Genomic DNA, 15141 nt, shown 5'->3' on the forward strand with positions numbered 1-15141 from the left:
CTCACGCAGCCAGTTGTTGCGGGTTGGCTGCACGCCACATTTCACCCAATGCGCGGCGGTAGTCCGTCGGCATGACCTTTACGAATTTGCCGCGCGAGGCTTCCCAGTCGCCCAGGATCTCGCGGGCGCGATAGCTGCCGGTGTAGCGGAAGTGATCCTCCACCAGGCGGCGCAGGATGGATTCATCCGTTTCGCGTTCGCCGCCGCGCTGCGCGCTGTGCCAGATGTCGATGTTGTTCTGCGATTGCTGCTCGGCATGCGGCGCCACGGCTTCCAGTTCCACCATGGACAGGTTGACGCGGTGCTTGAGCGTGCGCTCGGGGTCCCAGACATACGCCACGCCGCCCGACATGCCGGCCGCGAAGTTGCGGCCCGTGGCGCCCAGCACCACGACGGTGCCGCCGGTCATGTATTCGCAACCGTGGTCGCCCGTGCCTTCCACCACCGTGGCGGCGCCCGAATTGCGCACGGCGAAGCGCTCGCCGGCCACGCCGTTGAAGAACGCCTCGCCCGCCAGCGCGCCGTACAGCACGGTGTTGCCGGCAATGATGTGGTCGGGGCCAAAGCCGCGGAAGTCGTTGGGCGAGCGCACGATGATGCGGCCGCCGGACAAGCCCTTGCCTACGTAGTCGTTGCCTTCGCCCACCAGGTCCATCGTGATGCCGTGCGCCAGGAACGCGCCGAAGCTCTGGCCCGCGGTGCCGTTGCACTGGATGTGGATGGTGTCGTCCGGCAGGCCGTCATGGCCGTAGCGCGAAGCCACGGCGCCCGACAGCATGGCGCCGATCGTGCGGTTGCGGTTGCGCACCGGAACGATGAACGAGACCTTCTCGCCGCGCTCGAGCGCGGGCTTGCTGCGTTCGATCAATTGATGATCCAGCGCGCCGGCAAGGCCATGGTCCTGCTCTTCGGTCTGGCGCACGTCGGCATCCGACTGCGTTTGATGGAACACGCGGGCGAAGTCCAGCCCTTGCGCCTTCCAGTGCTCCACGCCCGAACGCATGTCCAGCAGGTCGGCGCGGCCGATCAGGTCGTCGAACTTGCGGATGCCCAGCTGGGCCATGATCTCGCGGACTTCCTCGGCGATGAAGAAGAAGAAGTTCACGACGTGCTCGGGCTTGCCCTGGAATTTCTTGCGCAGGACGGGGTCTTGCGTGGCCACGCCCACCGGGCAGGTGTTCAGGTGGCACTTGCGCATCATGATGCAGCCTTCCACGACCAGCGGCGCGGTGGCGAAGCCGAATTCGTCGGCGCCCAGCAGCGCGCCGATGACGACGTCGCGGCCGGTCTTCATCTGGCCGTCGGCCTGCACGCGAATGCGGCTGCGCAGGCGGTTGAGCACCAGCGTCTGCTGCGTTTCGGCCAGGCCCAGTTCCCAAGGCGTGCCCACGTGCTTGATGGACGACACCGGGGACGCGCCCGTGCCGCCGTCATGGCCGGCGATCACGACGTGGTCGGCCTTGGCCTTGGCCACGCCCGCGGCCACCGTGCCCACGCCCACTTCGGACACCAGCTTGACCGACACCGAGGCCTTGGAATTCACGTTCTTCAGGTCGTGGATCAGCTGGGCCAGGTCTTCGATCGAGTAGATGTCATGGTGCGGCGGGGGCGAGATCAGGCCCACGCCCGGCACCGAATAGCGCAGCTTGGCGATGTATTCCGACACCTTGTGGCCGGGCAGCTGGCCGCCCTCGCCGGGCTTGGCGCCCTGAGCCATCTTGATCTGGATCTGGTCGGCGGACGACAGGTACTCGGCGGTCACGCCGAAACGGCCCGAGGCCACCTGCTTGATCTTCGAACGCAGCGAATCGCCCTTCTTCAGTTCGACGTCGGCTTCGATGCGGTCCGTGCCCAGCACCGAGGCCAGCGTGTCGCCGTCCTTGATGGTGCTCTTGCCTTCGCGCATTTCGGCGCGGTAGCGCAGCTCGTCCTCGCCGCCTTCGCCGGTGTTGGACTTGCCGCCGATGCGGTTCATGGCCACGGCCAGCACCGAGTGCGCCTCGGTCGAGATGGAGCCCAGCGACATGGCGCCGGTGGCGAAGCGCTTGACGATGTCCTTGGCCGACTCGACGTCGTCCAGCGGGATGGCGCGCGACGGATCGAAGCGGAATTCGAACAGGCCGCGCAAGGTCATGTGGCGACGGCTCTGGTCGTTGATGATCTGCGCGTACTCCTTGTACGTGCGGTAGTTGTTGGCGCGCGAGGCATGCTGCAGCTTGGCGATTGAATCCGGCGTCCACATGTGCTCTTCGCCGCGGACGCGATAGGCGTATTCGCCGCCGGCGTCCAGGTCGTTGGCCAGCACCGGGTCGGTGCTGAAGGCGGCGCGGTGCTGGCGCAGCGCTTCTTCGGCGACCTGGAAGATGCCGATGCCTTCGATGTTGGACGAGGTGCCGGTGAAGTACTTGTTCACCAGGGCGCTCTGCAGGCCCACGGCTTCGAAGATCTGCGCGCCGGTGTAGGACATGTAGGTGGAAATGCCCATCTTGGACATGACCTTGTTCAAGCCCTTGCCGATCGCCTTGATGAAGTTCTTCACGGCCTTTTCGGGGTCATTCAGCTTGCCCAGCGATTCCAGCGCCAGGTAGGGGTGAATGGCTTCGGCGCCGTAGCCGCCCAGCAGCGCGAAGTGGTGGACTTCGCGCGCCGAGCCGGTTTCCACGACCAGGCCGGTGTTGGTGCGCAGGCCGGCGCGGATCAGGTGCTGGTGAACGGCGGAGGTGGCCAGCAGGGCGGGGATGGCCACGCGCTCGCTGTCGACCAGGCGGTCCGACACGATCAGGATGTTGTAGCCGCTTTGCACCGCGTCGACGGCGCGCGCGCACAGCGCGGCCACGCGGGCCTCGATGCCCTCGGGGCCCCAGGCGGCGGGATACGTGATGTCCAGCTCAAAGCTGCGGAATTTCTTGCCCGTGACCTGCTCGATGTCGCGGATCTGCGCCATGGCGGCGAAGTCCAGCACCGGCTGGGAGACTTCCAGGCGCAGCGGCGGATTGACGTTGTTGATGTCCAGCAGGTTCGGCTTGGGGCCGATGAAGGACACCAGCGACATCACCAGCTGTTCGCGGATGGGGTCGATGGGCGGGTTGGTGACCTGCGCGAACAACTGGCGGAAGTAGTTGTAGAACGGCTTGGCGCGGTCCGACAGCACGGCCAGCGGGGCGTCGTTGCCCATCGAGCCGATGACTTCCTCGCCCGTCGAGGCCATGGGCTCCAGGATGAACTTGTAGTCTTCCTGGGTCCAGCCGAAGGCCTGCTGGCGATCCAGCAGCGACACGGCGGACTGCGTGGCCACGGCGACCTGGCGCGGAGCGGGCAGCGATTCCAGCTTGATCTGCAGGCGCTCGATCCACTGGCGGTACGGACGGCTGTTGGCCAGCTGCAGCTTGATCTCGGCGTCGTCGATGATGCGGCCCTGTTCCAGGTCGATCAGGAACATCTTGCCCGGCTGCAGGCGCCACTTCTTGACGATGCGGTTTTCGGGGATCGACAGCGTGCCGGCTTCCGAGGCCAGGATGACCATGTCGTCATCGGTGACCAGGTAACGGGCGGGACGCAGACCGTTGCGGTCCAGCGTGGCGCCGATCTGGCGGCCGTCGGTGAACGCGACCGCGGCGGGGCCGTCCCACGGCTCCATCATGGCGGCGTGGTACTCGTAGAAGGCGCGGCGGCTCTCGTCCATCTGCGTGTGCTGTTCCCAGGCTTCCGGGATCATCATCATCATGGCGTGGGCCAGCGAATAGCCCGAGTTCACCAGCAGTTCCAGGCAATTGTCGAACGTCGCTGTGTCGGACTGGCCTTCATAGACGATCGGGTACAGCTTTTTCAGGTCGTCGCCCAGCACGGCCGACTGCATCATCCCTTCGCGGGCGCGCAGCCAGTTGAAGTTGCCCTTGACCGTGTTGATCTCGCCGTTGTGGGCGATCATGCGGTACGGGTGGGCCAGCGGCCAGGCGGGGAAGGTGTTGGTCGAGAAGCGCTGGTGCACCAGCGCCAGCGCGGACACCGTGCGGGTGTCGGCCAGGTCGCGGTAGTAGCGGCCGACCTGGTCGGCCAGCAGCAGGCCCTTGTAGACCACGGTGCGCACCGAGGCCGAGGGCACGAAGTATTCCTTGCCGTGGGCCAGATGCATGTTCTGGATGGCGTGGCTGGCGGTCTTGCGGATCACGTACAGCTTGCGTTCCAGCGCGTCCGGCACCATCACGTCGGCGCCGCGGCCGATGAACAGCTGGCGGATCACGGGCTCGCAGTCGCGAACGGTGGGCGACATGGGCATGTCGACGTCCACCGGCACATTGCGCCAGCCCAGCACCACCTGGCCTTCGGCGCGCACGGAGCGTTCGAGTTCCTGCTCACAGGCCAGGCGCGACGCGGTTTCCTTGGGCAGGAACACCATGGCCACGCCGTATTCGCCTGGAGGCGGCAGGATGATGCCTTGCTGGCTCAGTTCGTCGCGGTAGAGCGTGTCCGGGATCTGGATCAGGATGCCCGCGCCGTCGCCCATGAGCTTGTCCGCGCCGACTGCGCCGCGGTGGTCCAGGTTTTCCAGGATCTTCAGGCCCTGCTGGATGATCGCGTGGCTTTTCTTGCCCTTGATGTGCGCAACAAAACCGACGCCGCAGGCGTCATGTTCGTTCTTGGGGTGGTACAGGCCCTGGGCCGCGGGCAAGCCGATGCGGCTGGCATCGATGGGGGTCGCCTTGGGGGTGGGACAGGATTCGATCGGGGTAATTTGGGGCATGGCGCGCTCCGCAGTGAGCCTGCGTCGTAATGTTGCAGTGCAGGAGACGGACAATACCCCCGCCGCAAGTAGGGTGCAATAAGAACAAACAGGGTATGACCCTATTTATTTCGATGCTCCATCATAGGGCATAAATATAGGGACATAACAACATCCGCGCCGTTATTGGCCCTGCGCGAAGAGGGGTGGATCAGGGATTGCCAAGGCAACTCGAAATCCTGGTTTTTTGCTTTATATGTCCCCTTTTAATCTGCCCATTCCGCGACTTCCGCATCATGCCGGGTGTCGCGAAATGTGCACAACGCGGCGCACGGCAAATGGCGCAAGCGTCGCGCAGACGGCTTGCGGGGATGGGACCGGGGGCTGCAAAACAGAACCCGCCATGGCGGCGGGTTCGGGGATCAGGAAGTCGTGGGAGTCGAGGTCGGTTCGGTGTCGGCCGGGGCCGCCGGCTTCTTGCGCGGACGGCCGCGCTGGCCGGGAGCCACGCGCCGGCTGGCCGTGTGGGCTAGGCTGGCAATGAAGTTTGCGCCGCCCAGCGCCCATTGGCCGGAGACGGCCTGGTCGATGCGCTGCGTTTCCTCGCGGGACAGGCCGTCTTGCAGGCGCTTGCGGTAATTGGCCTGGCGGTCGAACGGCGTGTTGCCGCAGGCCCAGTAGTCGGCGTGATCGGACTGCCATTGGGCAGGCGCCGCCGTCGTGTTGCCGGTATGGCTGGACGCGGAGGACCACGGCCAGGAATCGGGGTCTTGCGATGCGCCGCTGCGCACGGGGTAGGTTTCCAGCCAGACCAGCGCCGGCAGCACCCAGGCGCCCGGCTCCAGCAAGGCCGAACGGTAGCGGCCCGCGAACACCCGGCCGCCGCGCAGGCGCGCCGCCAGGTTGCGGCCCAGCGTCTGCATCAGCCTGGGCAGCCCTTCTTCATCCGCCGGCGTGGCCAGCAGCAGGATGCGGTCGTTGGCAAGCAGCCATCCATGGACCGACACGCGATGGCGTTGGGCGGATTCGCCCAGCCAGGTGGCCAGTTGATTCAGGATGTCGGCGGGCGCGGGCTGCGATGCGGCCGCCAGGGGCTGAATGAAGTTGGCCTGCACCAGTTGGGGCAGCCCGGGGGCATACAGACGGGGCAGACGGGCCATAGTGTCAGGGCTTGCGTATCTGGAAGAACGGGTTGTCTTCGCTCACGGTATATAAATAGTGCCACGGTGGGCGCTGGTCAAGTCCCGTGATCACAATATGGGCACGAACTTGCTTTTTTTTGTCGCGAGCGCCCAATGAAGGGCAGGTTAACATTCGGCGACGGAACGTCGTACCGTGGATATACCCTAACCCGCCGACGCTTTTTCACCCCCGACCGGAGAACGCCAATGGCTGTCGCCCTGGAACTCATTTCCCAGCATCGCTGCTTTGGCGGTTCGCAGCGCTACTACCGGCACGAGTCGGCGGAAATCGGCCTGCCCATGCGGTTCTCGATCTATGTTCCGCCCCAGGCCGAGCAGGGCCCGGTGCCGGTGCTGATCTATCTGGCGGGCCTGACCTGCACGGAAGAGACCTTCATGATCAAGGCGGGCGCCCAGCGGCTGGCGGCCGAGCTCGGCGTCATGCTGGTCGCGCCCGACACCAGCCCGCGCGGCGCCGCCGTGCCCGGCGAGGAAGAAAGCTGGGACCTCGGCACCGGGGCCGGCTTTTACCTGGACGCCACCACGCCGGTCTGGCGCGATCACTACCGCATGTACAGCTACGTGACGCAGGAGCTGCACGGCATCGTCACGGGCGACGCCCTGCCGGGCGACGCGCTGCGCACCGGCATCTTCGGCCACTCCATGGGCGGGCATGGCGCCCTGGTGCTGGCCCTGCGCAATCCGGCCAAGTTCCGCTCGGTCTCGGCATTCGCGCCGATCGCGGCGCCCAGCCAGTGCCCGTGGGGCAAGAAGGCGTTCGGCGCCTACCTGGGCGACGACGCCCAGGACTGGGCCGCCTATGACGCGTCCGCCCTGATGCGCGGCCTGAAGCAGCCGTTTCCGGGCGGCATTCTCATCGACCAGGGCGACGCCGACCAATTCCTGGCGGAGCAGTTGTATCCCGAGGTGTTCGAGGCCGCCTGCGCCGCGGCGGACCAGCCCCTCGTCCTTCGCCGCCAGGCGGGTTACGACCACGGCTATTACTTCATCTCGACATTCGTCGAGGATCACATCCGGTTTCACGTCGAGCGGCTTGGAAAACCGGCCGCTTGAGGGCCCGCTTCTATACTGGGGAGCCTGCCGCGGCAGGCACGTGGCGCCGTGCGCGCCGGGCTGCCATCCGCGGCGGTCTCAATAGGAAAGCCTGATTTGATCAACGGAATTGCTCCCTTCGTCTGGATACTGCTGGGCGCCGTCGTCGTCCTGCTGCCCGGGATCGTCATGCTGCTGGGCCGGGGCGGCCCGCGCGACGAGCGCGGCCGCCGCCTGTTCCAGTTCCGGCCCGTGCGCCGCCTGTGCGGGCTGATGCTGGTGTGCCTGGGGTGCGTGTCCGGGCTGCTGGCGCTGTCTCTGGTGCAGTTCTTCCGCCTCACCGCCGACGAGCCCGTCGCCCGCATCGACATCCGCCAGCAGGCCGAGGGCCAGTTCGAGGTGAACGCCAGCGCGCCGGGCATCGGACTCAAGCAATATGTGCTGTACGGAGACCAGTGGCAGATCGACGCGCGCGTCGTCCGCTGGAAATTGCCCGCGCTGATGGCGGGCGTGCCGCCCCTTTACCGGCTTGAGCGCCTGTCCGGCCGATACAGCGACGCGGCGCGCGAAGCCACGGCTACGCGCTCCGTGCATGCGCTGGACGATTGGCCGGCGCCGGACCTGGGTTCCCTGAAGAAGAGCTTTCCCAACTGGTTCCCGTTTGTCGACGTCCAGTTCGGCAGCGGCGCCTACATGCCGCTCTTTGACGGCGCCAGCTACCAGGTCTTCCTGGACCCCCGGGGCGCACTCTTCATCCGTCCGGACGGCGCGGCTACCGCCGAAGGGCTCAAGCGCCTGGGCTGGTGAGGCGACCGGCCCCGCAGGGCGGTGTTTCCCCGGCGCCGCTGGGAAAATAAATAGGGACGTATTATAAAAAAGGAAACTTTGACGCGCCGCAATAGTCGAATTAGCACTCCAATTACCAGAGTGCTAACATCGAATCCATGTCGTTATCCCTTCGCCATCCGGAGAACCCCGCTATGAAGCAACCCAGTACCTCGTTGGCCGCTTCCGGCAACGCCCTGGCGTTGGCCATTGCCAATCCGGGCGCCCTCGGTACGATCGACGCTTACATTTCCTCGGTGAACCGCCTGCCGGTCCTGTCCGCGGAACGTGAAACTGAACTTGGCCGCCGCCTGCGCGACCAGGAAGACCTGGGCGCCGCGCGCGAACTGATTCTGTCGCACCTGCGCCTGGTGGTGTCGGTGGCCCGCCAGTACCTGGGTTATGGCCTGCCCCACGCCGACCTCATCCAGGAAGGCAACGTCGGCCTGATGAAGGCCGTGAAGCGTTTCGACCCGGAGCGCGGCGTGCGCCTGGTGTCGTTCGCCGTCCACTGGATCAAGGCCGAGATCCACGAATACATCATCCGCAACTGGCGCCTGGTCAAGGTGGCCACCACCAAGGCCCAGCGCAAGCTGTTCTTCAACCTGCGCAGCATGCGCCCCGACGGCCAGACCCTGGACCCGGACCAGGTCGATCACATCGCCCGCGAGCTGAACGTGCGCCGCGAAGACGTGAGCGAGATGGAAGTCCGCATGTCGGGCCGCGAAATGTCGCTGGAAAACCAGGACGACGACGACGACAGCTATGCGCCGATCGCCTACCTGTCCGACGAAGGCCGCCAGGAACCGACCCGCGTGCTGGAACGCGCCGCGCGCGACCAACTGCAAAGCTCGGGCCTGACCGACGCGCTGCAGGCGCTGGACGCCCGTTCGCGCCGCATCGTCGAAGCCCGCTGGCTGCAGGACGACGGCGGCGCCACCCTGCACGAGCTGGCGCAGGAATTCGGCGTGTCGGCCGAGCGTATCCGCCAGATCGAAGCGGCCGCGCTGAAGAAGATGCGCGGCAACCTTGCTTCGTGATTCGTTGCCGACCATGCAAAGGGCCGCTGTCGCGGCCCTTTTCTTTTGCCGGCTTGCGGCATGGCGGCAGCCAATAAATTGATACAAATTCCCCCGGAAATTTCGCGATTCCAAGAAACTTAATGGGGATCGCACCGCCTAACTTCATGTAGACCGCGAACTTCGGTTAGCAGTCTTGTCATCCGTCTCGGCTTCTCCTCTTTCCCCTCCCCTATGAGACGGATGCTTGCGGGGCACCATGCATACTGGTGCCCCGTTTTTTATGCAAAAAAAGAACTAAAAGCCCCACGCTTCGCGCACTGCGCTCCCTTAAGCCGCTTGCGCATTGTCCGGCGCCGCCAGCGCCGGATGCCACAGCGCATCCTGCACGCGGCGCACGCCCGTGGCCATCGATCCGTCCTGGTAAAGCTTGATCCACCGGTAGCCGGGCGCCATGTTGTCCACCACATGCTTGCCGTCGCGAATGCTGAACTGAAAGCAGGTCGATGGCGTGGCCAGCATGCGCAGGTTGTGGCGGCGGCGGTCGAACTCGTGATGCACATGCCCCCATAACAGCACGCGCACCTGCGGCCAGTGCGTCAGCCGTTTGAACAGCGCCTGCGGGTTGTCGATCATCATCGAGTCATGCCAATGGCTGTCGATCTGCATGGGGTTGTGATGCATCGCCACCAGCGTGTGGCGGCCCGGCGCTTCCGCCAGCGCGGCCTCCAGCATGTCCAGCTGGCTATCGGCCAAATGGCCGGCATTCGAGCCGGGCACCGTGGTATCCAAGGTGACGACGCGCCAAGCGCCCACGTCGGTCACCGGCGCCGACCATTGCGGCAGTTCCTGGCGAAGCACGGCCGGCTGGTCGTGATTGCCGGGCAGGCAGCGGATGCTTGCGCGTTCGAGCGCGCCCGCCGCGGACAGGATGTCGGCAAAGCGCCGGTAGCCCGCGGCTTCGCCGTCTTGCGACAGGTCGCCGGTGGCCAGCAGCAGGTCGGGGTGCTTGCCGTCGGCTTCGATCTGGCGCAGCACGGCGCGCAGGCTCGCGTCGGTATTGACGCCCAACATCATGGTGTCGGGTTCGCCGAACAAATGGCTATCGGTCAACTGGACGAGCATGGCGGGCGCATCATGGCGCCGGGCCAGGGAATGGACGCGGGCCACGGGCCGCTCCTGCAAAGTTTGCGTGGATTCCACATTACCCAAAAAACAAGGAGCGTCACGTATCGCAAGCCCGCATTGGGGTAACGAAACGTGCGTTCTTCATGATTCGCCGCCGTCCGCGGCTGCGGGCATCGGAAAAAAGCCGCTATTCTTGTGGAACTTTACACAAGCTTTACGATCGGGACGCGGCGATACCCATGGATGTTGGTTTTCTCGTATTTGGCCTGGCCGGCCTGCTCACACTGGTCTGCTTCATGCCGCCCCTGGCCGGTCGCCTCAAGCTGCCGTACTCGGTGCTGCTTGCCATTGTCGGCTGTCTGCTGGGCATCATCATCCACGTGCACGGCTGGGCGCCGAGCTGGATCGGCGACTTCCTGGATTCGCTGGAACGCTTCGAGATTTCGTCCGAGACATTCCTGATGGTGTTCCTGCCGGTGCTGCTGTTCGAGACCGCGCTGTCCATGAACGTGCGGCGCCTGATGGACGACATCGGCCCCATCCTCATGATGGCCATCGTGGCCGTGGTGGTCTGCACCGTGGTGGTCGGTGTGACCCTGGACGCCATCTCGCCCTACGGCCTGGTGGTCTGCCTGCTGCTGGGCGCCATCGTGGCGACGACGGACCCGGTGGCGGTGGTCGGCATCTTCCGGGAGGTGGGCGCGCCCAAGCGCCTGACGACGCTGGTCGAGGGCGAGAGCCTCTTTAACGACGCGGCCTCCATTGCGCTGTATTCCGTGCTGCTGGCCGTCCTGAGCGGCCACGGCGAATTGACCGCCAGCGGAATCTTCAACGACTTCATCGTCCACTTCATCGGCGGCGGCGTGGCGGGTTTTGCCATGGGGCGGCTGGCCTGCTTCCTGTTTGCCTGGCTGCGCGGCTTTCCCACGGCCGAGATCACGCTGACGCTGACGCTGGCCTATCTTTCCTTCTTCATTTCCGAGCACTACCTGAATGTCTCGGGCGTGGTCGCCACCGTGATCGCGGGCCTGGTGGTGGGTTCCACCGGCCGCACCCGCATGTCGCCCACCACCTTCGAATACCTGGCCAGCGCCTGGGGGCAGTTTGGCTTCTGGGCGAACTCGCTGATCTTCCTGTTCGCGGCCATGCTGATCCCCAAGCTGATGGCGGCCGCCGACTGGCAGGAGCTGGTGCTGGTGGGCGTGGTGTTCGTCGTGACCCTGGTCGCGCGCGCGATCGTGGTCTTCGGTCTGCTGCCCCTGCTGGGGTTGACCCGGCTGGGCACCAAGGTCAGCCGCCCGTACAAGGTGGTGATGCTGTGGGGCGGCTTGCGCGGAGCCGTCTCGCTCGCGCTGGCGCTGGCGGTCACCGAGCAGACCGGCGTGCCCGAAGAGGCGCGCCAGTTCATCGCCGTGGCCACCACGGGTTTCGTGCTGATGACCTTATTCGTCAACGGCATCAGCCTGCGGCCGCTGATCCGCATGCTGGGGCTGAACCAGCTGTCGTCGGTGGAACGCACCATCCGCAACCAGGTGCTGGCCGTGGCGCTGGAAGACCTGCAGGGCAAGACGGACGAGGTGGCCAAGACCGAACACATCGGCAACGAGGTCCGCGATCGCATCCGCGCCGTGTTCGACGCCAGCCTGGCCAGCGTGCACGACGGCCAGGTCAGCCAGATGAGCGACGAGCAGCGCGTGGCGGTGGGGCTGGCCATCGTGGCGCAGCGCGAAGAGGAAATGTTCTTCGACATCCTGAAGGCGCAGATCGTGGATTGGCGCATGGCCGAAGCGCTGCTGGCGCGGGCGGAGCGGCTGGAAGACGCGATCCGGCTGGGCGGCGTGCCCGGCTTCGAGCGCGCCATCGTGGCCGACGTGCGCTACTCCACCGCCTTCCGCCTGGCCTTGCGCCTGCACTACGTGTTCGGGTTCCAGGGCTGGCTGGCGCGAGAGCTCGGCCAGCGTTTCGCCAACCTGATGAGCAAGCGGTCGGTCGCGCAGCGCCTGATCGTCTTTGCCCGCGAACAGATCACGCCGCTGCTGGGCGAGGAAGCGACGCAGCGCATCGTGTCCCTGCACCAGCGCCGACTGGACTTGATCGAAAACGCCATGCAGGCCCTGAACCTGCAGTATCCGTCGTACGCGCAGTGGCTGCAGGAAAGCTATCTGGGCCGCGTCGCCCGCGAGCTCGAGCGCATCCGTTACCGCGACATGCTTGAGCAGTTCCTGATCAGCGGCGAGGTGTACGCCGACCTGATGGAGCAATTGAAGAGCCGCTGGGCGCATATCGACAAGCATCCGCCGCTGGACATCGAAATGAGCGCGGCCGAGCTCATCAAGCGCGTGCCCCTGTTCGAAGGCCTGTCGCCCGACTCCCTGCGCGCCATCAGCAAGCTGCTCAAGCCGCGCCTGTCCCTGCCCGATCAGCGAGTCCTGACCCAGGGCCGGCACGGCGAGGAAATGTGCTTCGTGGCTTCGGGCGCCGTGGCCGTGCACCTGCCCGACAACACCATGATCGAACTGGGCAGCGGCGAGTTCTTCGGCGAACTCGGCCTGCTGGGCGAACAGCAGCTCACGCCCGATGTGACGTCGCTGGGCTACAGCAAGCTGCTGATGCTGTCGTCGCGGGACTTCCACGCGCTGCTGGCGCGCGATGAGAATCTGCGCGAGCGCATTCAGGTCGTGGCCAAGCAGCGGCTGCGCGCCATCGAGGTCTGGAAGCAGTTTTCGCAGGCGTCCAACGCCGCGCCCGCCCCGACGCCCGCGCCGGCCTCGGCGCCCAGCCCCGCGCAGGCGGCCGAAGCCGCGGAAGCGGCGGGCGTCAGCGCTCCCGAAGCCGGTGAGGATGCGCGCGCGGCGCGCGAGTTGCGGGGGGTGGAGACCCGCGGGGACGAGACGCCGGGAGACGCGGTGCTGGGAACGCCGGAGACGGCGCCACGCTGAGTTCAGGCCTTGCCCGCGCCCTCGCGCCGCATGATGTCTTCGATGAGCACCAGCGCCGCTTCCAGCGTGAATTCGCCTTCCCTGATCCGGTGCACGGCCGTGGCCACGTCGACGGTGGCGATCTCCATGACCTCGCCGTCGCGGTTGGCGGGCCGGGCGTCCGGCGCCAGCACGCAGGTGCTGGTCAGCACATCTTCCACCTGATAGCCCTCGGGCAGGCGGCGATGGATTCGCAGGATGGTGCGCAGGGGCGAACGCTGCGCCAGGTCGGGCGCGTCCAGCCCCGCCTCTTCGCCGCATTCGCGCACGAGCGCCAGTTCCAGGTCCTCGCCGCTGCCGGCCAGTCCGCCCACCAGGGTGTCCCACATACCGGGATCGGTGGACTTGCTGAGCGAGCGCCGCGCCACCCACAGGCGGCCGTCCGGCGTCCAGGCATTCAGATGCACGGCCTTGGTCAGCAGGCCCAGGGGCCGCACGGCCGCGCGTTCGATCACGCCCAGCGCGCGGTCGCCGTCCATCACGTCCAGCAATTCATCGCGCCAGCCGCGCAGGCAGTTGGCTTGGCGCAACAGTTCGGCGGCCTGTTCCAGCACGGCGTCGAGCTCCTTGCCCGGCGCCATGCCCTCGCCGATGCGCAGCGCGACGTCGTCCGAATCCATGCGCGGCGTGCCGCGCAGCGCATCGCAGGCGGCGTGCGTGGCCCAGCCGCAGCGGCGCCCCGCTATATATAGAGCGCGCGCGCCTTCGGGGGCGGGCTCCTGCGCGCGGGCGCACAGGGCGGCGTACAAATCGGACAACTGCTTATGCATCGTGGCGCCATGGTGATGAGGTTGCCGACGATTTTATGCCACCCTGTTTACGGCGCGCGGTCAAGAGGGCGCGCCCAGATGGGGGCGGGCCCGATGAATTCAAGGGCGCTAACTTACATCTGTTTGCGCGTCCGCTATAATCCGGCAGTTTCTTTGTGATTTCGAGTGGGAACGACAGGGGCCGCTCTATTCTCCCTGCCACGCCCTGCCATCTAATAATTGCGCGTTGCCCGATTCCCGGTGACTTCCGCCACCAGCGAATGGGCCTTCGCGCCGTGTTTCGAGGTAAGCATGAAGAAGTGGAGAGGGATACTGGGGGCTTGTGCGATGCTGATTGGCAGCGTGGCCGGTGCTCAGGTGCAAAACATGCCCGGCGGCCCGAAGGTCAATCAGCTCAACCTGCATGAAGGCGTCACGGCGATTTCGCGCGACATCATGTGGCTGCATTGGTTGCTGCTCACGATCTGTATCGTGATTTTCATCGGCGTCTTTGGAGTGATGTTCTACTCCATCTGGGCGCACCGGAAGTCCCGCGGCCACAAGGCAGCGACCTTCCACGAACACCTGGGCGTAGAAGTCGCCTGGACAGTCATCCCCTTCATCATCGTCATCGCCATGGCGCTGCCGGCCACCAAGACGGTCGTCGCCATGAAGGACACTTCCAGCGCGGACCTGACCGTCAAGGTCACCGGCTATCAATGGAAGTGGGGGTACGAGTACCTCGACGGCTCGGCCGCCGGCATCAAGTTCCTCTCCACGCTGTCGACGCCGCGCGCCCAGATCGAGAACCGTGAACCCAAGGGCGAGTTCTATCTGATGGAAGTGGACAACCACATGGTTGTCCCCGTGAACAAGAAGGTTCGCGTCGTCCTCACCGCCTCGGACGTCATCCACTCCTGGATGATTCCCGACTTCGGCGTGAAGCAGGACGCCATCCCCGGATTCCTGCGCGACGCCTGGTTCAATGCCGACACGCCCGGCATCTACCGTGGCCAGTGCGCGGAACTCTGTGGCAAGGACCACGCCTTCATGCCCATCGTCGTGGAAGTCCTGGCGCAAGCCGACTACGATAAATGGGTTGAAGACCAAAAGAAGAAGATGGCGGCAAACGCCGACGATCCGAATAAAGAGTGGACGGAAGCCGAACTGGTTGCCCGCGGCGAAAAGGTTTTCGCGGCGAATTGCGTGGCCTGTCACCAGGCCAACGGCAAGGGCATCCCGGGCTCCTTCCCGCCGCTCGACGGAGACAAGGTTGTTCTGGGCCCCAAGGGGGACCAGATCAACACCGTGCTGAAGGGCAAGCCCGGCACCGCCATGGCGGCGTTCGGCGGGCAGCTCAACGATGTCGAGATCGCAGCGGTCATCAGCTATACGCGCCATGCCTGGAGCAATGCCGGCAAGGGGCAGGACCCGACGGTTCCACCGAAGGACATTGCGGCCGCGCGCTGATCGCGCGCGTCCCGTTCC

At 65.8% G+C, this 15141-nt stretch carries 9 protein-coding genes; 5 read left to right on the forward strand and 4 right to left on the reverse strand.

All coding sequences use genetic code 11. The annotated features are described in order from the left end of the window. Window position 1: 1 nt before the first annotated feature. The gene (locus ACFWP0_RS03085) at window positions 2-4741 is read right to left on the reverse strand and encodes a glutamate synthase-related protein (protein WP_377839572.1); all 4740 of its coding nucleotides are present in this window, start codon (window positions 4739-4741) and stop codon (window positions 2-4) included. A gap of 401 nt (window positions 4742-5142) precedes the next feature. After that, complete coding sequence (locus ACFWP0_RS03090; RefSeq protein WP_377839573.1) at window positions 5143-5880, reverse strand: hypothetical protein; 738 nt, start codon at window positions 5878-5880, stop codon at window positions 5143-5145. 228 nt (window positions 5881-6108) lie between these two features. Between ACFWP0_RS03090 and fghA the strand changes: the two genes are divergently transcribed. From fghA to rpoH, 3 genes are all read left to right on the forward strand, one after another. Further along, window positions 6109-6975 carry an S-formylglutathione hydrolase gene (gene fghA, locus ACFWP0_RS03095; protein ID WP_377839575.1) on the forward strand — a complete coding sequence of 289 codons (867 nt, stop codon included), beginning with the start codon at window positions 6109-6111 and terminating at the stop codon, window positions 6973-6975. Between the two features lie 96 nt (window positions 6976-7071). Continuing rightward, complete coding sequence (locus ACFWP0_RS03100; RefSeq protein WP_377839576.1) at window positions 7072-7761, forward strand: hypothetical protein; 690 nt, start codon at window positions 7072-7074, stop codon at window positions 7759-7761. Between the two features lie 173 nt (window positions 7762-7934). Beyond that, window positions 7935-8819: an RNA polymerase sigma factor RpoH gene (gene rpoH, locus ACFWP0_RS03105; protein ID WP_377839577.1), complete on the forward strand. Its 885-nt coding sequence runs from the start codon at window positions 7935-7937 to the stop codon at window positions 8817-8819. A 309-nt stretch (window positions 8820-9128) separates the two neighbouring features. On the opposite strand, the gene cpdA is transcribed toward rpoH, so the two are convergent. Then, on the reverse strand, window positions 9129-9968 hold the full coding sequence (cpdA, locus tag ACFWP0_RS03110; RefSeq protein WP_377839578.1) for a 3',5'-cyclic-AMP phosphodiesterase: 840 nt from the start codon (window positions 9966-9968) through the stop codon (window positions 9129-9131). A 197-nt stretch (window positions 9969-10165) separates the two neighbouring features. Between cpdA and ACFWP0_RS03115 the strand changes: the two genes are divergently transcribed. Then, entirely contained in the window at window positions 10166-12865 is a 2700-nt protein-coding gene (locus tag ACFWP0_RS03115; protein WP_377839581.1) for a cation:proton antiporter, read from the forward strand. 2 nt (window positions 12866-12867) lie between these two features. On the opposite strand, the gene ACFWP0_RS03120 is transcribed toward ACFWP0_RS03115, so the two are convergent. Next, complete coding sequence (locus tag ACFWP0_RS03120; RefSeq protein WP_377839583.1) at window positions 12868-13674, reverse strand: NUDIX domain-containing protein; 807 nt, start codon at window positions 13672-13674, stop codon at window positions 12868-12870. A gap of 291 nt (window positions 13675-13965) precedes the next feature. On the opposite strand from ACFWP0_RS03120, the gene coxB reads away from it, so the two are divergent. Next, window positions 13966-15123 carry a cytochrome c oxidase subunit II gene (gene coxB, locus ACFWP0_RS03125; RefSeq protein ID WP_377839585.1) on the forward strand — a complete coding sequence of 386 codons (1158 nt, stop codon included), beginning with the start codon at window positions 13966-13968 and terminating at the stop codon, window positions 15121-15123. Window positions 15124-15141: the final 18 nt, after the last annotated feature.

The organism is Achromobacter sp. NPDC058515, from assembly GCF_042721735.1.
Classification (GTDB): Bacteria; Pseudomonadota; Gammaproteobacteria; order Burkholderiales; family Burkholderiaceae_B; genus Achromobacter.